General features: G+C 73.8%; 4 protein-coding genes and 1 pseudogene (1 of these 5 cut by a window edge). All 5 read right to left on the bottom strand.

What is annotated here, in order from left to right; translation table 11 throughout:
- Positions 1-792, bottom strand: a complete 792-nt coding sequence (locus OG978_RS26460) for an ABC transporter permease (protein WP_326767598.1) — start codon at positions 790-792, stop codon at positions 1-3.
- A gap of 28 nt (positions 793-820) precedes the next feature.
- Positions 821-3,967: pseudogene (locus OG978_RS26455) on the bottom strand (amino acid adenylation domain-containing protein); the annotation flags it as partial.
- Positions 3,968-3,981: 14 nt separating this feature from the next.
- Entirely contained in the window at positions 3,982-7,290 is a 3,309-nt protein-coding gene (locus OG978_RS26450; protein WP_326767596.1) for a non-ribosomal peptide synthetase, read from the bottom strand.
- Positions 7,287-8,591: a cytochrome P450 family protein gene (locus tag OG978_RS26445; protein ID WP_326767595.1), complete on the bottom strand. Its 1,305-nt coding sequence runs from the start codon at positions 8,589-8,591 to the stop codon at positions 7,287-7,289. The genes OG978_RS26450 and OG978_RS26445 overlap by 4 nt, the downstream gene beginning before the upstream one ends.
- 50 nt (positions 8,592-8,641) lie before the next feature.
- A protein-coding gene (locus OG978_RS26440; RefSeq protein WP_326767594.1) for a non-ribosomal peptide synthase/polyketide synthase crosses the window boundary here: on the bottom strand, positions 8,642-21,910 show its 3' portion. The gene runs 6,066 nt beyond the window's last position; the window shows 13,269 of its 19,335 coding nt (coding positions 6,067-19,335); its start codon lies off the right edge, out of view; it ends in the stop codon at positions 8,642-8,644.

The following is a 21,910-nucleotide window of genomic DNA, read 5'->3' as shown; positions in this document are numbered from 1 at the left end:
TCACCGCCCGACCACGGAGTGGTAGCGGCGGACGGCCAGCGGGATCACGGGGATCAGCAGCACCACGGGCAGCAGGGTCGCCACCAGGATCGGGTGCTCGACCGGGAAGGCGCCGGTGACGACCGGGTTCGGGTTGCCCCACAGTTCGCGGCAGGCCACGACCACCGAGCTGAACGGGTTCCACTCACAGACGGTCTGCAGCCAGCCGGGCAGGTTGTCGATCGGGAAGAAGGCGGGCGACAGGAACAGCATCGGCATGACGATCATCGAACCGATGCCGGAGGACTGGGGGTTGCGGCCGGAGACCGTGCCCAGGATGCCGAGCCAGATGAACAGGTAGCCGAACAGCAGCATCAGGCCGATCCCGGCCATACCCCGCAGCAGGCCCTCGTGCATCCGCCAGCCGATCAGCAGCCCGACCCCGGCGATCACCAGCCAGCCCACGAACATCATCAGCAGTTCGGCGACGGACCGGGCGAGGACGGCGGCGGACCTGGCGATCGGCAGCGACTGGAAGCGGTCGACCAGGCCGTTGCGCAGGTCCTCCTTGAGGCCGTTCTGGGCGTTGGACATGCCCAGCATGGCGACCTGGGCGAAGACCCCGGCCATCATGAAGTCCTTGTAGCTGCCGTCCCCTGGCACCACGATCGCGCTGCCGATCAGCAGTCCGTTGAGCAGGACCAGGATCAGCGGGGTGATCACCACGGGGACGACCCGCTCCGGGCCGCGCTTGAGGTGCCGCATCTGCCGGCCGACCAGCAGCCGGGTGTCCATCAGCATGTCAGCACTCATTGACTCGCCCTTTCGGTACGCGATTGGCTCATGGGTTCCGTCCTTCGGAGGAGCCGCCCGTGAGCAGTTCCTCCACGCTCCTGCCGGGGTCCGCCGCGGCGGCCGTGAGCAGCTCGCGCACCTGCTGGGCGATCCCTGCCAGCACCTCCTGGCTGCCCCGGTACTCCAGGGCCAGGAAGAGCTGTTCGTCGGCCCGGAAGGACAGCCGCAGGGTGTGCGGGGTGACTTCGTGGGTGTGTACGCCGACGATCCGGGCCGCACCCTCGGCCGGCATGGCGGCCGCGCCCAGCGCCTCGGACGCCGGGCGGTTGACCGGGTAGTTCTGCGCGGCCACGGTGACGTCGAACAACTCCGGCAGGTCCACGGCCTGTTCGATGTCGGTGAGGCTGAGGTGCTGGTGCGGGATGAGGGCGCCCTGCTCGGCCTGGAGCCGGGTGAGCACCTCGGTGAGCGGCAGCTCCGGGCTCCAGCGGACCCGGACGGGCAGCAGGTTGGCGTAGCTGCCGATCGCGTGCTCGATGCCGGGCACCTCGGGGGCGCGCCCCGACACGGTGTAGCCGAAGACGATGTCCCGGCGGCCGGTCAGTCCGCCCAGCACGATGCCCCAGGTGCCCAGGACCAGGGTGTTGAGGGTCAGGCCGTGCTGCCGGGCGCGTTCGCCGAGGGCCCGGGTCACATCGGCGGGGATCAGGACCAGGTCCTGGACGTGCGGCCCGTCCTCGTGGTGCGCGGCGTCGGCCTCCCGTACCAGGGTGGGGGCCACGAGACCGTCCAGCGCGGTGCGCCAGGCGGCCTGCGCGGCGGGGCGGTCCCGGCCGGCCAGCCAGTCGGTGTACGGGCCCGCGGACACCGCCTCCGGCATCCCGGAGTCGTCGCCCCGGTTCTGGTAGAGCACCCACAGGTCGTCCAGGAAGACCGGGAAGGACCAGCCGTCCATCTGGAGCTGGCTGAAGCCGATGAGCAGCCGGTGGCGTCGCTCCCCGAACCGGATGAGCGTGAACCGCAGCAGCGGGGACCGTGCCACATCGAACGGCCGGTCCGCTTCCGCGGCGGCCAGCTTCTCGAACACGCCGGTCTGCTGCTCCTCGGCCAGTCCGCTCAAGTCGTGCTCGGCCCAAGGGAGTTCGCACTCGTCCGGCACCACCTGGAGGGGCCTGCGCAGTCCGTCGTGGGCGAAGGCGGCGCCCGTCTCCGGGTAGCGGCGCAGCAGGGCCTCGGCGGCCAGCCGCATGGTGTCCGCGTCGAGTTCGCCCTCGAACTCCAGCCAGAACTGCCAGCAGTCCTGGAGGACGCGGCCGGTCCCGGTCTCGCGCCGGGCGCTCGCCAGCAGCGAGTGCTGCATGGGCGTGACCGGCAGGACCGCGGTGTGGCCGGGCCACCCGGCGGCGACCTTCGCCAGGTCCTCGGCGGGCGGTGCGAACCCGGCGTGCGGGGTGCGGCCGGCCGACTCCGCGCACCTGGCGAGCTGTTCGGGGCTGCCGTACCGGAACACGTCCTGCACGGCCAGCTCCACCCCCTCGGTGCGGGCCCGCTGGACCAGGGTGAAGGCGGTGATGCTGTCGCCGCCCAGGGCGAAGAAGTTGCTGTCGGCGCCCGCTTCGGGCAGTCCGAGCACCTCGGCGAAGAGCGCGCACAGCCGCTCCTCGCCAGGGGTACGGGGCCGGGCGCCCCCGGCCGCCGCCGCGGCGAGGTCCGGGGCGGGCAGCGCCGCCCGGTCCACCTTGCCGTTCGGCGTCAGCGGTACGGAGTCGAGCTCCACGAAGACGGCCGGGACCATGTGGGCGGGCAGCCCGGCGGACAGGTGCCTGCGCAGCTCGGCGGAGTCCGTGCTGCCGTGCGCGGGCACCACGTAGCCGACCAGCCGCCGGGTGCCGGGCCGGTCCTCGCGTGCCTCGACCACGCCGTGGGCGACGGACGGGTGCGCCGAGAGGACCGACTCGATCTCGCCGAGCTCGATCCGGAAGCCGCGCACCTTGACCTGGTGGTCGGCGCGCCCGAGGAATTCCAGCTCGCCGTCGGGGCGGTACCGCACCAGGTCCCCGGTGCGGTACATCCGCTCGCCGGGCCGGCCGGACGGATGGGCGACGAAGCGTTCGGCGGTGAGCGCAGAGCGGCCCAGGTAGCCGCGGGCGAGCGCGGGTCCGGCGAGGTGGAGCTCGCCCGCCGTGCCCGCCGGGACGGGTCTCAACTCCGCGTCCAGCACGAGTAGTTCGGTGTTGGTGATGGCGGCGCCCAGCGGTGGGGCGCCGATGTCGGTGCGGTAGAACGGTTCGGTCATCGTGGCGCACACCGTGGACTCGGTGGGGCCGTAGGCGTTGATCATCCGTCGGCCCGGTGCCCAGCGGGCCACCAGCGCGGCGGAGCATGCCTCGCCCGCCGTGACGAGGGTGGCGCCCGCGAGAGCGCCGGTGCCGGACGGCGTCGCGGCGAGCACCGCGGGCGGCAGGGTCGCGTGGGTGACCCGGCGTTCGGTGAGCAGTGCGGCAAGGGGTTCGCCGGGGGCGAGGCGTTCCTCGGGTGCCACCACGAGCGCCGCGCCGGAGAGCAGCGCCATGCACAGCTCCCAGAAGGCGGCGTCGAAGCTGGGCGAGGCGAATTGGAGCACCCGGCTGCCCGGCCCGACGCCGAGCGCGGCGAGCTGCGTGGTCAGCAGGCTCGCCACTCCCATGTGGGTGACGACGACGCCCTTGGGCCGGCCGGTGGAGCCCGAGGTGTAGATGAGGTAGGCGGGGCAGGGCAGGTGCAGCGGCCCGAGCCGGTCCGCGTTGGTCGGGTCGTGCGGTGACCGCTCCGCCAGGGCGGCCACGGTCTGCGGGTCGTCCAGTACCAACGGCGCCGGTACGGGCAGCCGTCCGGCGACGGCCGCCGAGGTCAGCACCAGCGCGGGCCGCGCGTCGGCGAGCATGTACGCGATCCGGTCGGCGGGGTAGTCCGGGTCGACCGGCAGATAGGCGGCGCCCGACTTGACCACGGCGAGCAGGGCGACGATCAGGTCCGTGCCGCGCGGCAGGGCGACGGCGACGAAGCTCTCCGGTCCGGCACCCCGGGAGATCAGCAGCCGGGCGACCCGGTTGGCCCGGGCGTTCAGCTCCTCGTACGAGAGGACACCGTCCTCCCCCACCACGGCGGCGCCCTGCGGATCGGTCGCCACGCGCAGCTGGAACAACTCGGGTACACACAGGGGCGGGATCATCTCTCGGTGCCTCCGGTAGCGGCGGTCATCGTGTCGGCGACGGACCTTTCGAGTCCGTCGGCGAACGCGGTGAGCACCTGCAGGAACTTCGCCTGGATCCGGTCCACTTGGCCGGGCTCGAACGCCTCGGTCCAGTACTGGGCGAGGATGCCCAACTGCGGTCCCGGAGCCACCGCGAAGCGGAGCGGCACACGGGCGGCGTCGTGCGCCTCCATGCCGAGGATCTGCACCAGGTGCGGCGGCATGGCGGGCGCGCCGGGTCCGCCGGGTCCGCCGGGTCCGCCCGGCATCGGGGGCGGCGGGGGCGCCGCGGCGGTGGTCGTCGGCTGGCTCTCGAACACCACGAGGGTGTCGAACAGCGCGTCCCTCCCGGCGATGTCCGCGAGTTCGGCGAGGCTGATGTGCTGGTGCGCGATCAGGCCCGCCTGGCCGCGCTGGAGCCGGGTGAGCACGTCGAGCACCGGTTCCGCGCCGTCCCAGCCGAGCCGAACCGGCAGGTTGTTCATGAACATTCCGGCCGCCCGGTCGATGCCCGGCAGTTCGGCGGGCCGGCCCGCCACGGTCACGCCGAAGACCTGCTCGTCGCGGTCGGTGAGCCGGCCGAGCAGCAGCGCCCAGGCGCCGGTCACCAGGGTGTTCAGGGTCAGGTCGTGGGCGCGGGCGCGGGTGACGAGTGCGGCGGTGACGTCCTCGGGCAGCCGGGAGGTGGTCTCCGCGACGGTGACCCGGTCGGTGCCCGGCCCGGCGAGGGCCAGCGGCGCCAGGGCGGGCAGCCCCTCCAGGACGACGCGCCAGGCGTCCTCGGTCGCGGCGGTGTCCCGGCCGGCCAGCCAGTTCGCGTACCCGCGCTGCGGCGGTTCCGGTGCGACGGGCGGCAGCATCTGCTCGTCGCCGCCGGTCATGTACGTCATCCACAGCTCGCCCATGACCAGGGGCAGCGACCAGCCGTCCAGCAGCAGCGGGGCGAGGGTCAGCACGAACCGCCAGCTGTCCGGGGCGAGCCGGATCGCGGTGCACCGCACCAGGGGTGGTGCGGCCAGGTCGAAGGGCGCCTGGTGGTCCTGGCGCAGCAGCCGGTCCAGCTCCCGCTGCTGCTCCTCCCCCTCCATCGCGGAGAGGTCGAACTCATGGAGCACGGGCTCGACTTCGCCCACCACGAGCTGGACGGGGCGCCCGTCCGGGCCGGTGCGGAAGACGGCGCGCAGCGCGGGGTGGCGGCGCAGCAGCACGGCCAGCGTCCGGCGCATCACCTCGGGGTCGAATCCCCCGGCGAGCGGGAAGCTGAACTGGTCGGTGTACGGGCCCGGTCCGGTGCCGGCCGAGGCCCGGCGGACCATGGCGTCCTGGAGCGGTGAGACGGCCAGGATCTCGGCGCCGCCCGGCAGTCCGTCGGCGAGTCCGGCGAGCTCGTCCGTGCGGGGCACGGACGGCGCCTCGGCGCCGTGGTCCTCGGTGGGCACCGGTACGGCGAGCGCGGCCAGCCCGGCCGGGGTGGGCGAGGTGAAGACGTCCTTGGTGCCGAACCCGATCCCGGCCAGGCGGGCCTGCTTGACCAGGGTGAACGCCCCGACGCTGTCGCCGCCCGCGGCGAAGAAGCTGGTGTCGGCGCCGATCCCGGGCTCGCCGAGCACTTCGGCGAACAGCTCGCACAGCCGCTGTTCGCGCGCACCGCGCGCCGCCCGGCCGCCCGCCGGGGCGGCGGTGTCCGGTGCGGGCAGCGCCCTGCGGTCGAGCTTGCCGTTCGGGGTGAGCGGCAGCGCCGGAAGCGTGACGAAGGCGGCGGGCACCATGTACTCCGGCAGCCGGGTGGCCAGCGCCATGCGCAGCGCACCGGTGTCCACCGTGCCATCGGCGCTCTCGGCGGGCACCACGTGGGCCACCAGCCGCTTGCCGCCCGGCCGTTCCTCGTGCACGGAGACGGCCGCGGCGGCGATGCCGGGCAGGCCGGTGAGCGCGGCCTCGACCTCGCCGAGCTCGATCCGGAAGCCGCGCACCTTGACCTGGTCGTCGGTCCGCGCGATGAAGTCCAGCTGCCCGTCGTCCCTGCGCCGCACCAGGTCTCCGGTGCGGTACATCCGCGCTCCGGGGGCGAACGGGCTCGCCACGAACCGTCCGGCGGTGAGGGCGGGCCGGGCGTGGTAGCCGCGGGCCAGCAGTTCGCCGCCGATGTAGAGCTCCCCCACCGTGCCGGTGGGGACGGGGGCGAGGGTGTCGTCGAGCACGTACAGCCGGGTGTTCCAGATGGGGCGGCCGATGGTCACCACGCCGGCCGGGACGGTGTCGCCCGGCTCGATGCGGTACTCCATGCAGCCGATGGTCGTCTCGGTCGGCCCGTACTCGTTGACGACCGTGGCCCCGGGTCTGCGGGCGCGCCACTCGTCCAGTGCCTCGCCGAGCAGGGCCTCGCCGCCCAGCACCAGCTGCCCGGTGGGCGAGTAGGCGTCGGGCAGGGCCGCGAGCAGGGCGAGATGGGTCGGGGTGGCCTTGACGAAGGTGGCCTCGGGCAGCTCCCCGGCGTCGGGGGCGGTGCCCTCGTGCAGTTCGACCAGGTGGGCGCAGCCGCCCGCGGTGAGCGGTGCGTACAGTCCGGTGGCCGTCAGGTCGAAGGCGACGGGCGAGTGGACCAGGGCGCGTCCGGAGACCGCGCCGTACGCCTGCCGGGCCCACGCCAGGTACACGTTGAGCGACCGGTGTTCGACGACGACGCCCTTGGGGCGGCCGGTCGAGCCGGAGGTGTGGATGACGAACACCGGGTGGGCGGGGCGCAGTGGGGCGGTCCGCTCGGCGTCGGTGAGGTCGGCCGCCGGGTGCCCGGTCAGCTCCGTCACGATCGCCGGGTCGTCGAGCACGAGGTGCGGGGCGGGACCCCCGGGCAGCGCACCGGCGGTCGCCGCGTCGGTGAGGACCGCCACGGGGGCCACGTCGGCGAGCATGCCGGCGAGCCGTTCGGCGGGGTGGCCGGGGTCCAGCGGCAGATAGGCGGCACCGGCCTTGACCACGGCCAGCAGGGCGACGACGAGCTCCACGGACTTCGGCAGGGCGACGGCGACGAACCGCTCGGGCCCCGCTCCCCGTCCTACGAGGAGCCGGGCCAGCCGGTTGGCGCGGGCGCCGAGCTCCGCGTAGGAGAGCTCGGCGGTGCCGTGCGCGACGGCGGGCGCGTCCGGGGTGCGGGCGGCCTGGGCCTCGAAGAGTTCGGTGAGCGTGGCCTCGGCCACCTTGTGGTCGGTGTCGTTCCATTCGACGAGCAGCCGGTGGAGCTCGTCGGGGCTGAGGGTCCCGGGCCCTTCGGCGGGCGCGGTCATGCGGTCTTCCCCGGCCGGCGGGGCGTACCCAGGTCGACGGGGAGCGAGACCAGGCCGCGGGCGACCGGGTTGGACTTCCAGCGGACCTCCTCGGGGGCGGTGGCGTGGCGCAGCTCGGGGAAGCGGTCGAAGATGCGGCCGAAGACCGTCTGGCCCTCGATCCGGGCGACCATCCCGCCGACGCAGTAGTGCGCGCCGTGCCCGAAGGCCAGGTGGCCGGCGGTGTTGCGGGTGATGTCGAAGCGCTCCGGGTCGGGGTAGCGCTCCGGGTCCCGGTTGGCGGATGCCCGGGACAGGATGACGATCTGGTGGCGGTCCACCTCGACGTCGCCGAAGCGGATCGGCTCGGCGGTGTACTGCGGCGTGACGATGTCGGTCGGCGGGTAGTAGCGCAGGACCTCCTCGACCGCGTTCGGCAGCAGCGACGGGTCGGCGGTGAGCTGCTTCAGCTGGTCGGGGTTGCTCAGCAGGGCGTGGACGCCGTTGCCGAGGAGGTCGACGGTGGTCTCGTGACCGGCGACCACGAACAGCATGGCCTGGGCGATCACCTCGTCCTCGTCGAGGAACTCCCCGGCGTCCAGGGCCCGGACGAACGAGGTGAACGCGTCGTCGGCCGGGTTCGCCCGCTTCTCGCCGATGAGGGCGCGCAGCCGCTCGACGGCCACGACGGCGCCGGCCGCGTAGTCGCCGGTGGCGCCCTGGTCCCGGGAGGCGTCGGTGCCGTAGCCGAACAGTTCGTGGTCCTCGGCCGGGACGCCGAGCAGTTCGCAGACGACGGCGAGCGGCAGCTTCCAGGCGAAGTCCCGCACCAGGTCGACGGGGCCGTCCCCGGCCCGCTCGGCGAGCTGGTCCAGCAGCCCGTCGGCGAGGGTCTCGATGCGGGGCCGCATGCCCTCGATGCGCTTCTTGGTGAAGAAGCGCGCCAGCACCGAGCGGAGCCGGGGGTGGTCCGGCGCGTCCAGCAGTGTCAGGTTGCGGCCGAGCAGCCGTGCCACGTCGCCGCCGATCGCGGGCGGTTCGGGTATGCCGAGCTCGGCCATGAACGCGGTGAGGTCGTGGCGCAGCCGGGAGTCGGCCTGGCCGGCGTGGACGTCCTGGTAGCGGGTGACGAGCCAGGCGTGGCCGGGCGGGCCGGGCCAGGTGATGCCGCGGACCGGGTCGTTCTCGCGGAGCCAGGCGTAGGTGGGGTACGGGTTCTGGAAGAACTCCGGATCCCATACGCCCGGACCGCTGCCGCCGATGGGCTGTCCGGGAGCCGCCGGGGCCGCAGGCGGGCCATCGAACGGGGGAGTTTCGGACATGACTCGGGTGCCTCCTCAATCAGGAATGTGTCAGGATTCGGTCTTCGAATTCAGGACGCGGGGCCCGTGACCTTCATGGCACCGAGTTTCTCTGCGAGTACCCGGCCGATGTGTCCGATCGGTTCGGCATTCGTCATGTCGTCGTGGTCACAGTCGATGTTCACGGTGTGGATGCGACCGCCCGTATAGGGCGACCATGCCTGCGGATTCGGCGACCCGGAATTCTTGTTCCGCGTTGCGACGAACATTAGGAGGTCGCCGCTGAAAAGACGAGGCCGATGGGTGGCCCGCTGCATGTTCCTGCATGCGGCGACCAGGGCGGAGATCCGCTCCTCGTCCAGGCCGGACAGGGCGCTCCCGGTGCCGGCCACGAGCCCGGCGACCAGTCCTGCGGTGAGCTCCTGCGTGACCTGTGCCGGGTCGATTCCGGTGAACTGGAGCAGCGCTGCCAGCACATCGGCCTCGTCGGCGGCCGGCCGCTCCCCCGTGACGGCCTCGGGGTAGGCGTCCAGCGCGGCCAGCAGCTCGACCTGTTCGCCGGCCTCCTGGAGCTGGACGGCCATCTCGTGCGCGATCACGCCGCCGATCGACCAGCCGAGCAGGTGGTACGGACCGCTCGGCTGCACCTCGCGAATCCGCTCCAGATAGTCGGCCGCCATTTCCGCAATGGTCTCCGGAAGTTCGGCGGGGCCGGAAAGTCCGCGCGCCTGAATTCCATAGACCGAATACTGCGGATCAATGTGCCGCAGCAATCCGGAATAGGTCCAACTGATTCCGGCCGCAGGGTGCACACAGAACAGCGCGGGGCCGTCCTGGCCGGTACGCAGCGGCAACAGCACATCGAACGGATCCTGTTCGCCGTCCGTACCGATACGTTCGGTGAATTCGGCGACGGTCGGGTACCGGAAGAGCGTGCTGATGCTCGCCCTGACCCCGAACACGGTCCGCACCCGGCCGGTCAGCCGCGTCGCGGAGAGCGAATCCCCGCCGAGTGCGAAGAAGTCGTCGTCGACGCCGACCCGGTCGAGGCCGAGCATCTCGCCGAACAGCCGGCACATCTCCTCCTCGCGCGGGGAGCGCGGCCCGCGCGCCGCCACCGGGTCCGTCACGGGCTCGGGCAGCGCCGCCCGGTCCACCTTGCCGTTCACCGTGAGCGGCAGCCTCTCCAGCGTCACGAACACCGACGGCACCATGTACTGCGGCAGCGCGGCGGCCGCGTGGGCGCGCGGGTCGACGGGCTCATGGCCGTCCCGGGGCACCAGGTAGGCGACCAGGCGGCGGGCGCCCGGCCGGTCCTCCCGGAGCACCACGGCGGCCCTGGCCACCCCGGGGCAGTCCGCCAGCACGGACTCGATCTCACCCAACTCGATGCGGAACCCGCGCAGTTTGATCTGCTGGTCGGCCCGTCCGGTGAACTCCAGGTCGCCGTCGGCCCGGCGGCGCACCAGGTCGCCGGTGCGGTACATCCGCGCACCGTCGCCCGTGAACGGGTCGGCGACGAACCGGTGCCCGGTGAGGCCGGGCCGGTTCAGATAGCCGCGGGCCACGCCCGCGCCCGCCACGTACAGCTCACCGACGGTTCCCTCCGGCACCGGCCGCAGCGCCCCGTCCAGGACGTAGGCCGCCGCTCCCCGGATCTGCCGGCCGATCGGCGGCACGCCGCCCACCGGTGCGAGCGGGGCGCTGACGGTCGCGGCGACGGTCGTCTCGGTGGGCCCGTAGGCGTTGAACACCTGCCGCCCCTCGGCGAACCGGGCCACCAGCGACCGGCTCAGGGACTCACCGCCCAGGACCAGGGCCCGCAGCGCGGGCAGCGCCCGGTCCGGCAGGGTCGCGGCGACCGGCGCCGCCAGCATCACATGGGTGACGGCCTCCCGCTCCAGCACACCGGCCAGTTGCTCACCGGTCAGCCCGACGGACGGCGGCAGCACCAGGGTGCCGCCCGAGAGCAGCGCCATCGCCACGTCGGCGAGCGACGGGTCGAAGTTGGTCGACACCGCCTGGAGCACCCTGCTGCCGGCCGTGATCCCGAACCGTGCGATGTGGTCGGCGGCCAGGTTGGTCAGGTTCGCGTGGGTGACGAGGACGCCCTTGGGCTGCCCGGTGGAACCCGAGGTGTGGATCGCGTACGCCGGGTGGCCCGGCCGCAGCGGGCTGTTGCGTTCGCGTTGGGTGAGGTTCCCGTCCGGGAGTCCGGCACCGGCCGCCGCGAGTGCGGCGGTTCCGGTGACCGGCCCCGGCAGCCCGTGCGACGGCCCGGTGGCCAGCACCAGCGCCGGCCGGGTGTCGTCGAGCAGGAACGCGATCCGGTCGGCCGGGAGGCCGGGGTCGAGCGGTACGTATCCGGCTCCCGACTTGGCGACCGCGAGCAGGGCGACCAGCCAGTCCACCGACGCGGGGCCGATGACCGCGACGAGGCGGTCGGGGCCGGCACCCCGGGAGACCAGCAGCCGGGCCATCCGGTTGGCCCGCGCGTTCAGCTCCGCGTAGTCGAGCCAGGTGCCGTCCGCGATGACGGCGAGGGCGTCCGGGGTGCGGGCGGCCTGCGCCTCGAAGAGTTCCGGCAGGGTCGCCGCCGCGACCTGCGAGCCTCGGTCGTCGCCCGAGGCCAGCAGCCGGTCGCGCTCCGCCGAGGGCAGCGGGTCCAGTCGGCCGACCCGGGTGCCGGGTTGTTCGGCCATGGTCCGCAGCACCTGCCGAAGCCGGTCGACGAGCCGTCCTGCCTCCTCCCGGCCGAGCACGTCGGGCCGGTGGTCGAGCCGCACATGGAGGTGGTCCCCGACGAGGGCCGCGGCCAGGCTCAGCGGGTAGTGCGTGGCATCGCGCAGATCGGTCGACGAGACCTGTACGGCGGGTGCCGCACCGTCGGGGGCGGCGAGTCCGCCCGGCGTGGTGGGGTAGTTCTCGAAGACGGTCGCGGTGTCGAAGAGTTCACCGATTCCGGCGATCCGCTGGATGTCGGCGAGGCCGAGGTACTGGTGCGGCAGCAGCGCGAGCTGCTCCGACTGCACCCGGTCCAGCAGCGCGGCAAGGGTCTCCTCGGGCCGGAGCCGGATCCGTACCGGCAGGGTGTTGATGAAGAGCCCGACCATGGTCTCGATCCCGGCGATCTCCGGGGGCCGGCCGGACACGGTGGCACCGAAGGTCACGTCGTCACGGCCGGTCAGCCGGCCCAGGAGCACGCCCCAGGCCGTCTGCACCAGGGTGTTGAGCGTGACGCCGAGGCGCCGTCCGGCGGCGGTCAGCTCCGCGGTGAAGTCCGCGGGCAGATCCACTTCGAGGCGCTCCGCGACGGCCGGTTCGCTGCCGGGCGGCGCAAGCAGGGTCGGCTCTTCCAGGCCGTCCAGTGCCTGGCCCCAGGCCAGTTCGGCGGCCGCACGGTCCTGCACGGCCAGCCAGCCGAGGTAGTCCCGGTAGGGGGTGACCCGGGGCAGGGCGGAGCCCTGACCCGCGTAGCAGGCGGCGAGTTCGGCCAGCAGAACCGGCATCGACCAGCCGTCCAGCAGGATGTGATGGTTCGTCACCACGAACCGGTACCGGTCGGCCGCGAGCCGCACCAGGGCGAAACGGATCAGCGGCGGACGCGCCGGGTCGAAGCCCGCCGCCAGCTCGGCGGAGAGGATCCGTTCCAGTTCTGCCTCCCGGTCCTCCTCGGGGTGCGCGGTCACGTCGTAGGAGAACCACGGGAGTTCTACCTCGGCGGGGATGAACTGCACCGGCTGTCCGCCGCCCTCGTGCCAGAACCCGGCACGCAGGTTGCCGTGGCGGCGCAGTACCTGTCCGGCGGCGGCGGCCAGCGCGTCGCCGTCCAGTTCACCGGTCATGTCCAGGGACAGCTGCACGGTGTAGCTGTCGGCGTCCGTCTCGTAGAGCGCGTGGAAGAGCAGCCCCTCCTGGAGCGGGGCCAGGGGCAGCACCTCGTCCAGCAGCGGCCAGGCACGCTCCAGCCGTTCGATCTCGTCCTGGGCCAGTGGGACCAGCGGCAGGTCGGAGGGGGTGCGCCCGCCCGCTCCCGGCTGTCCGGCGTGGGCCACCAGGCCCTCCAGCGCGGTGAACCAGTCGTCGGCGAGCGCGCGCACCTCCTGATCGGTCAGCAGCTCGCCGGGCCAGGACCAGGTGGCCGACAGCCATGGTCCGTCCGGGCCGTCCTCGACCAGGCAGTTGAGCTCCAGCGCGTGTCCCAGCGGCATACGGGGGTCGAAGCCGCCGCTGCCGGTGGTGACGGTGCCCTCGTCCCCCGTGGCGGCGGGGCCGCCGCTGCCGGGGACCCGTCCCAGGTAGTTGAACGCGAGCTGCGGGGCGTCGAACCGGGCCAGCACCTCGGCGGTCTCCGGGTTGAGGTGGCGCAGCAGCCCGTGGCCGAGCCCGTCGCCGGGCACCGCGCGCAGCTGTTCCTTCACGCGCTTGAGCGCCTGACCGACGGCGGGGCCGCCGGTCCGCACCTCGTCCCAGTCGGGTGCGCCCGGGTCGAGCCGGGCCGGGTAGAGCGCGGTGAACCAGCCGACGGTACGGGACAGGTCGATGCCCTCCGGTTCGTACCTGCCGTGCCCCTCGACGTCCACCAGCAGGGTGCCACCGCCTCCGGCCGGGGCGCGGCGACGGGTCGCCGCCAGCGCGAGGCCGGTCAGCAGTACGTCGGCCACCCCGGCGTGGAAGGCCGTCGGGACGGACGTCAGCAGGCCGGTGGCGGGCAGCCGCAGTGTGAAGCGGCGCAGGGTGGCGGCCACATCGCGGCGCGGGTCCAGCGGGCGGGCGCCGAGCAGCGGGTCCGGGCCGGTCCGGCCGTTGTGGCCGTTCTCGCCGTTCTCGCCGTCCGGACCGGCCAGCGTCCGCTGCCAGTAGGGCAGTTCGGCGGTCCGGGCCGGGTGCACGGCCTCCTCGCCGAGCCACTTCGACCAGGCCCGCAGCGAGGTGCCCACCGGTTGCAGCACGGGCTCGCGCCCGGAGGCCGCGGCGGCCAGCGCCTGGTCCAGGTCGGGCAGCAGGATCCGCCAGGACACCCCGTCGACGACCAGGTGGTGGGCGGTCAGCAGCAGGCAGCCGGGCGCGCCGGGGCCGGCGTCGAACCAGGTCGCCAGGAGCATGACGCCGTTCTCCGGGTCGAGCAGGCGCACGGCCTGTGCGGCGTGTTCGTCGACGACGACACGTACCGCCGTGTCCTCCAGGCCCGTGACGTCCACGCGGCGCAGCACGTCGGCGGAGGTGACCGCGCCGGCCGGGCGGATGTCCAGTGTCCGGGCGGGGGCGGGGGCCTTCGTGGCGCGCAGTGCGTCGTGGTGGTCCAGCAGCGCGTCCAGGGCCGCGGTCACCGTGGCGGTGTCGCAGCCCGCCGGGACGGGCGCCAGCATGGACTGGCTGAACGCGTCGCTCCGGCCGCCCAGTTCGGCCAGCCAGTGCATGATCGGCGTGTACGGGAGCTCGCCGACCGGGACGTCGGGCTCGGCCTGCCGGGTGGCGTCGACGGTGCCCGCCACCACGGCCAGCGCCTCGACGGTCTTGTGCTCGAAGACCTCCCTCGGGGTGATCACCAGACCCGCCCTGCGGGCCCGGCTGACCAGCTGGATGGAGAGGATGGAGTCGCCGCCCAGCTCGAAGAAGCTGCTCTCCGCGCCGACCGAGGACAGCCCGAGGACCTCGGCGAACAGCGCGCACAGCCGCTCCTCGCGCTCGGTCCCCGGTGCGCGTCCGCCGGACGCGGCGTCGAAGTCCGGTGCGGGCAGCGCCCGCCGGTCCAGCTTTCCGTTGGGGGTGACCGGCAGGGCCTCCAGCGCCACGATCGCCGCGGGGACCATGTAGTCGGGCAGCCGCCCGGCGAGGTGGGTGCGCAGCGCGGCGACCAGGCTGCCGACCTCGCGGTTGCCCACCGGGTCGTTGGTGTACGAGCCGAGCGGGACGCCGGGGCGGGCCTTCGGGCACACCGTGGGCGTCTCGTCGCCCGGGGCGCCGAACACCACGTCCATCGCCCCCTCGCCCCCGCCGTCCGACCAGGTCACGGCCACGGGCCTGCCCAGCCTTCCGGCGAGCAGCCACAGCTCCTCGGGCTCCACACCGGCGCTGTCCGGACGGAGCCACGTCTCGACGACGGCGGACGGTTCCGCCTCCGCCTCCAGCTCCCGCAGCGCACCGAGTTCACCGGCGAGCCGGGCGTTGGGCACACCGTTCACCCGCAGCTCCGCGTCCGAGGACTCCAGCACGGCGGTCAGCCCGTCGAGGCCGCCCGTGACGGCGTCCCACGCCAGCTCCCGCAGCACGGGGGCCTCGGGCCAGCCGCCCGTGTGCAGGACCGCGTCGTAACGGTGCCTGGTCAGTTCGTTGCCGAAGGTGGAACGCTTGATCCGGACATCGGCGGACAGACCCGGAACGGTCTCGGCCAGGGCGCCGAAGAAGGCCGGGTCGACCAGCAGTTCCTTCTCCATCACGACGCTCTGCTCGACGCCCCGGCGCAGCGCGGCCAGGCCCTCATCGGGCGACCAGCGGTTCAGCGTCACCCCGGCCGCGAAGCCGCGCAGGGTACGCAGGTTGCGTACGTCCCCGACGAAGACGGTGCCGCCCGGCGCCACCAGGGCGACCGCCTTGCGTACGACGTCCTCCAGGTAACCGGCGTCCGGGAAGTACTGGGCGACCGAGTTGACGACCACCAGGTCGAAGAAGCCCCGGGGCAGCCCGTCCGTCTCGTGGGCGGCCCCGGTGCGCAGCTCCACCCGTCCGGCGAGACCGGGCTCCCGGTCCACCTGGGCGCGCAGCGCCTCGATGGCCTCCGAGGAGAAGTCGGTGCCCCAGTACGTCTCGACGTGCGGGGCGACCTTCGACAGGATCAGGCCGTTGCCGACGCCGAGTTCGAGGACCCGTGCCGGGTTCAGCGCGAGGATGCGCTCCACCGTGGACGACCGCCACTGCCACATCTGCTCCAGCTCGATGGGCGTGCCGTCGTAACTGCTCAGCCAGCCGGAGAAGTTCTCACCGAACGCCCCGGCCTCGGCCTCCTGGCGGTAGTGCGTGTCGTAGACCTCGCGCCACTCGTCGACCTGATCCGCCGCGTCGGTGCCCTCGTCGGCGCCGTCGGCGCGGGCGGAGCGCTCGGCGGGGACCACGTACCCGACGAGCTGCCGGTCGCCCGGCCGGTCCTCGCGCACGATCACCGCGGCCTGCGCCACGTCGGGGTGGCCGGACAGCAGCGATTCGACCTCGCCCGGTTCGATGCGGAAGCCGCGGACCTTGACCTGGTGGTCGGCCCGGCCGACGAACCGCAGTTCGCCGTCGCCGCCCCAGCGCACCAGGTCGCCGGTGCGGTACATCCGGCCGCCGGACGGGGAGAACGGGTCGGCGACGAACCGCCCGCCGGTCAGTGCGGGGCGGCCCAGGTAGCCGCGGGCCAGGCCCGCGCCCGCGACGTACAGCTCACCGACCGCGCCCGGGGCCACCGGGGCGAGCCGCGCGTCCAGGACGTACACCCGGGCGTTGTCGATGGGGCGGCCGATCGGCGGTGCGCCGTCCCCGGCGGACAGGGGCCGGCTCATGGTGGCGCACACCGTCGTCTCGGTGGGCCCGTAGGCGTTGATCATCCGGCGGTCGCGGGACCAGCGGGCGACCGATTCGCGGGAGACCGCGTCGCCCGCGACGACCAGGGTGGTGACCGTGCGCATGGCTTCCGGCGGCAGCACCGTCAGGGCGACGGGCGGCAGGGTGACGTGCGTGATCCGCTCGGTGTCCATCAGCTCGGCCAGCGGGGCGCCGGGAAGCATCCGGTCGCGTTCCGCGAGCACCAGGGCGGCGCCCGACAGCAGGGCCATGCACAGCTCGGAGAAGGCGGCGTCGAAGCTGGGCGAGGCGAACTGCAGCACCCGGGCGTCCTCGCCGACCGCGAACCGGTCGATCTGGCCGAAGGCCAGGCTGGCCGGGCCCTCGTGGGACACGACGACGCCCTTGGGGCGCCCGGTCGAGCCCGAGGTGTAGATCACGTACGCGGGGTGGCCGCGCAGCAGCGGCCGGGTGCGCTCGGCGTCGGTGAGGACGCCGTCGGGGTACGCGGCCGTCTCGCGGCCGGTCTCCGGCGCGTCGAGCAGCAGCACGGGTGTGTCGTGTCCGGGCAGTGTGGCGGCGATTCCCGCGTGGCTGATCAGCAGTGTGGGCCGGGAGTCGGCCAGCATGTACGCGATGCGGTCGGCCGGGTAGTCCGGGTCGACCGGCAGATAGGCGCCGCCCGCCTTGAGCACGGCGAGCACGGCGACCACCTGGTCGATGCTCCGGGGCAGCGCGAGGGCCACGATCCGCTCCGGTCCGACGCCCCGGTCCGCCAGGACCCGGGCCAGCCGGTTGGCCTGCGCGTCGAGTTCGGCGTACGTCAGGGTGCGGTCCCCGTGCACCAGCGCGGTACGGCCGGGGGCCCTGGACACCTGTGCCTCGAAGAGGGCGGGCACCGGCAGCGCGGGGACCTCGCGGCCGGTGTCGTTCCATTCGACGAGCACCCGGTGGCGCTCCTCGGGCGCCAGCAGGTCGAGTGCGCCGATCGGCAGGTCCGGGTCGGCGACGGCCGCCAGGAGGAGCCGCTCCAGCCGGTCGGTCAGTCCGCGTACGGTGCCGGCGTCGAACAGGTCGGTGCTGTACTCGGCGACGCCGAACAGCCCGGCGGCCCGGCCGTCGGCGTCGTGCCGCTCGACCAGGTTGAACAGCAGGTCGAAGCGGGACACCTGGACGCCGAGCGGCTCGGCCCGGGTGTCGAGACCGGTCAGGTCACGCGGTTCGGGCGTGGCGTTCTGCAGCCCGAGCGCGATCTGGAACAGCGGGTGCCGGCCCGCTACCCGCTCCGGGTTCAGCTTCTCGACGAGCAGCTCGAAGGGCAGGTCCTGGTGGGCGAACGCGGCCAGGTCGGTGCGCCGGACCCGGTCGAGCAGCTCCGCGAACCCCGGGTCGCCGGAGGTGTCGGTGCGCAGCACGAGGGTGTTGACGAAGAAGCCGACGAGCTCGTCGAGGGCCTCGTCGTCCCGTCCGGCGACCGCGCAGCCGATCGGCAGGTCGGTGCCGGCGCCGAGCCGGGTGAGCAGGGCCGCGAGTCCGGCCTGGAGCACCATGTAGAGGCTGGCCTGATGGGTGCGCGCCAGGTCCGCGAGCCGGGTGTGCAGTTCCGGGCTCAGCTCGAAGGTGACCTCGTCGCCCCTGAAGTCGGTACGGGCCGGGCGCGGCCGGTCGGTGGGCAGGTCGAGCTCCTCGGGCAGGCCCTCCACCGCCTCGGTCCAGAAGGCCAGTTGGCGGGAGATGACGCTGTCGGGGTCCTCGTCGGAGCCGAGCACCCGGTGCTGCCACAGGGTGTAGTCCACGTACTGGAGCGGCAGTTCCGCCCAGTCGGGGGCCTCGCCCGCGCTCCGTGCCGCGTACGCCGCGGCCAGGTCACCGGCGAGCGGGGCCAGCGACCAGCGGTCACCGGCGATGTGGTGCACCAGCAGGAGCACCACGTGCTCCTCGGGCGCGAGCGCGAACAGCGTGGCGCGCAGGGGCGGTTCGGCGGCGAGGTCGAAGCCGCGGCCCGCCTCGGCGGCCAGTTCGCCGGGGAGGCTCTCCTCGGTGGTGACGACGACGGGCATCGGCGGTGCGGCGTCCGCGGTGGGCAGCACGTGCTGGCAGGGCACCCCGTCCACTTCGGGGAAGGTGGTGCGCAGGCTCTGGTGCCGGTCGACGACGTCGGCCAGCGCCAGGCGCAGGGCCCCCGCGTCGAGGGCGCCGCGCAGCCGTACCGCGAAGGGCATGTTGTACGTGCTGCTCTGCTCGTCGAAGCGGTTGATGAACCAGAGCCGCCGCTGGGCGAAGGAGAGCGGTATCCGTTCGGGCCGGTCCGGGACGGCGGCCGGGGCCCGCCGGGCGGCGGCGGCCTCGTCCAGGTGGACGGTGAGCCGGGCCACGGTGGGTGCCTCGAACAGGGCCCGGATGGGCAGTTCGACGCCGAAGGCGGTACGGATCCGGCTGACCAGCCGGGTGGCGAGCAGCGAGTGGCCGCCCAGGTCGAAGAAGCTGTCGTCGGGCCCCACCCGGTCCGCGCCGAGGATCTCGGCGAACATCCCGCACAGGATCTCCTCGGCGGGGGTGCGCGGGGCGCGCCCCGCCGCGTCGGTCCCGAACTCCGGGTCCGGCAGGGCGGCCCGGTCCACCTTCCCGTTGGGGGTCAGCGGCAGCGCGTCGAGGACGACGACGGCGCCGGGCACCATGTGCTCGGGCAGCACCGCACCCGCGTGCTCGCGCACCGCGCCGAGTCGGGGCTCCCGGTCCCCCGAGGGCACCAGGTAGGCGACGAGGCGGGCGTCCGGCGAGCCCTGGGCGTGGACGGTGACGACGGCGCGGGCGACCTCGGGGTGGGCGGCCAGCACGGCCTCGATCTCACCCAGCTCGATACGGAACCCACGGACCTTGACCTGGTGGTCGGTGCGCCCCAGGTACTCCAGATTCCCGTCCCCGGCCCACCGGGCCAGGTCACCGGTGCGGTACATCCGCGCACCCGCCACCAGGGCGAACGGATCGGCCACGAACCGCTCCGCACTCAGCCCAGGACGGTTCAGATAACCGCGCGCCACCCCGGCCCCGGCGAGATAGAGCTCTCCCGCCACACCCGGCGCCACCGGACGCAGCCGCGCATCCAGCACATACGCACGGGTGTTGCGCACCGGGGTGCCGATGGCGGGGGCGCCCGGCCGGTCGGTGAGCGCGGCGGCCGTGGACCAGACGGTCGTCTCGGTGGGCCCGTAGAGGTTGGTGACCTCCGTGGCGAGCTCCCGCATGGCGGCCGCGAGGCCGGGCGGCAGTGCCTCGCCGCCGACGAGCATGCGCAGCCCCCGCACCCGTTCCGGGTGGCCGGTGACCAGTTCCTGCCACAGGGACGGGGTGGCCTGCATCAGGGTGGCCCCGGTGCGTTCGGCGAGGGCGGCGAGGGCGTCCGGGTCGCGTACGGTCGCGCGGTCCGCCAGGACCACGCTCGCGCCGTCGATGAGCGGGGCGTGGATCTCCAGGGTGTGGATGTCGAAGGCGACCGTGGTCACGGCGAGAAGCCGGTCGGTCGCCCCGAGGGGGAAGCGGTCCGTCATCGCGGTGAGGAAGTTGACCAGCCCGGAGTGCGGGATCACCACGCCCTTGGGCCGGCCGGTGGAGCCGGAGGTGTAGATGACGTACGCGGGATGGGCGGGGGTCAGCGGAGCGAGGCGGTCCTCGTCGGTCGGGTCGGTGTCGGGCAGCGGGGTCGTGGCGTCGGCACCGTACGGGTCGTCGGCCGGGTGGACGACCGGCCGCCCGGGGTCACCGGTGTCGAACTCCTCGTCGTCGGTGACGACGAGGACCGGGCGGGCGTCGGCGAGCATGTGGGCGATGCGGTCGGCCGGGTAGTCCGGGTCCACCGGCAGATAGCCGGCGCCGGTCTTGAGCACGGCCAGCATCGCGACGACGAGCTCCGCCGAGCGCGGCAGGGCCAGTGCGACGAACCGCTCCGGTCCGGCGCCGGCCGCGATCAGCCGGTGTGCCAGGCGGTTGGCGCGGGCGTTGAGCTGCCCGTAGGTCAGCTCGACGCAGGTGTCCGTGCCGTTCTCGGTGAGCAGGGCGACGGCGTCCGGGGTGCGGGCCGCCCGTGCCTCGAAGAGTGCGGGCAGGGTCGCGCCGGACAGTTCGGCCGCGGTGTCGTTCCACTCCTCCAGCACCCGGTGGCGTTCCTGCGGCCCGAGCACGTCGATGTCGCCGATCGGCAGTCCGGGGTCGGCGGCACCGGCTTCCAGGACGCGGACGAACTGTTCGGTGATCCGCTGCGCCGTGGCCGGGTCGAAGAGGTCGGCGCTGTAGTCGAGTGCGCCGGCCAGGCCGTCCGGTGTCCCGTCGGCGGTGAACCGCTCGGCGAGGTCCAGCAGCAGGTCGAAGCGGACCGCGCCGCCGCCGATGTCCTCGGGCCGGACGTCGAGTCCGGGCAGGCCGAGGCGGGCGGTCTCGTTGTTCTGGAGCGTGATCATCACCTGGAACAGCGGGTGACGGGAGAGCGAGCGGGCCGGGTTGAGGACCTCGACCAGCCGCTCGAACGGCACGTCCTGATGGGCGTACGCGGCGAGGTCGGTCTCCCGGACGCGGTCGAGGAGTTCACCGAAGGACGGGTCGCCGGAGGTGTCGGTGCGCAGGACCAGGGTGTTGATGAAGCAGCCGACCAGCTCGTCGAGCGCCTCGTCGGTCCGGCCGGCGACGGCGGTCCCGACGGGGATGTCGGTGCCCGCGCCGAGCCGGGTGAGCAGGGCCGCGAGCCCCGCCTGCACCACCATGAACAGGCTCGTGGAGCGCTGCCGGGCCAGCCGGACCAGACGCCCGTGCAGGGCGGCGTCGATCCGTACGGGGGCACGGCCGCCCCGGAAGGTCGCCACCGCCGGCCGCTGCCGGTCGGCCGGCAATTCCAGCTGATCCGGCAGACCGGCCAATGCGGCCTTCCAGTGGGCGAGTTGGCGGGACATGTCGCTGTCCGCCCGGTCCTCGTCGCCGAGGATCTCGCGCTGCCACAGGGTGTAGTCCGCGTACTGCACGGGCAGCGGCGCCCACTTCGGGGCCGTACCACCGAGGCGTGCCTCGTATGCCGCCGAGAGGTCCCGGCCCAGCGGGGCGAGCGACCAGCCGTCACCGGCGATGTGGTGCAGCCCGAGCAGCAGGACGTGGGAGTCGGCGCCGAGCGAGAACAGGGTGGCCCGCAGCGGCGGTTCACCGGTCAGGTCGAAGCCGCGCCCGGCCTCGGCGGCCAGGGCCGCGGGCAGCGCGCCTTCGCCGAGGTACACGGTGTCCAGCTCCGGCCGCAGCTCGTCGAGCACCCGCTGACGGGGTTCGCCGTCGACCTCGGGGAAGACGGTCCGCAGGCTCTCGTGGCGTGCCACGACATCGGCGAGCGCGGCCCGCAGTGCGGTGGCGTCCAGCGTTCCGGTCAGCCGCACGGCCAGCGCGAGGTTGTAGCGGGCGTCCTGCGGGTCCATGCGGTTGATGAACCAGAGCCGCCGCTGGGCGTAGGACAGCGGCAGCAGCTCGGGCCGTGCCATCGGCCGCAGCGCCCGGCGGGCGGTGTCCGCAGCACCGAGGCAGTCGGCCAGCTGTTCCGGCGTGGGGGCCTCGAACAGGGCCCGTACGGGGAGTTCGACGCCGAACTCCGTACGGATCCGGCTGACCAGCTTGGTCGCCAGCAGCGAGTGTCCGCCCAGCTCGAAGAACCCGTCCTCGGCGCCCACCGTGTCCACGCCCAGGACCTCGGCGAACAGCGCGCACAGCCGCTCCTCCTCCGGGGTGGCCGGGGCACGGCCGCTGCCGGTTTCGGGCTCGGGCAGCGCACGCCG

The sequence above is a fragment of the Streptomyces sp. NBC_01591 genome (genome assembly GCF_035918155.1).
Classification (GTDB): Bacteria; Actinomycetota; Actinomycetes; order Streptomycetales; family Streptomycetaceae; genus Streptomyces.
This window is presented reverse-complemented; position numbering and strand designations above follow the sequence as displayed.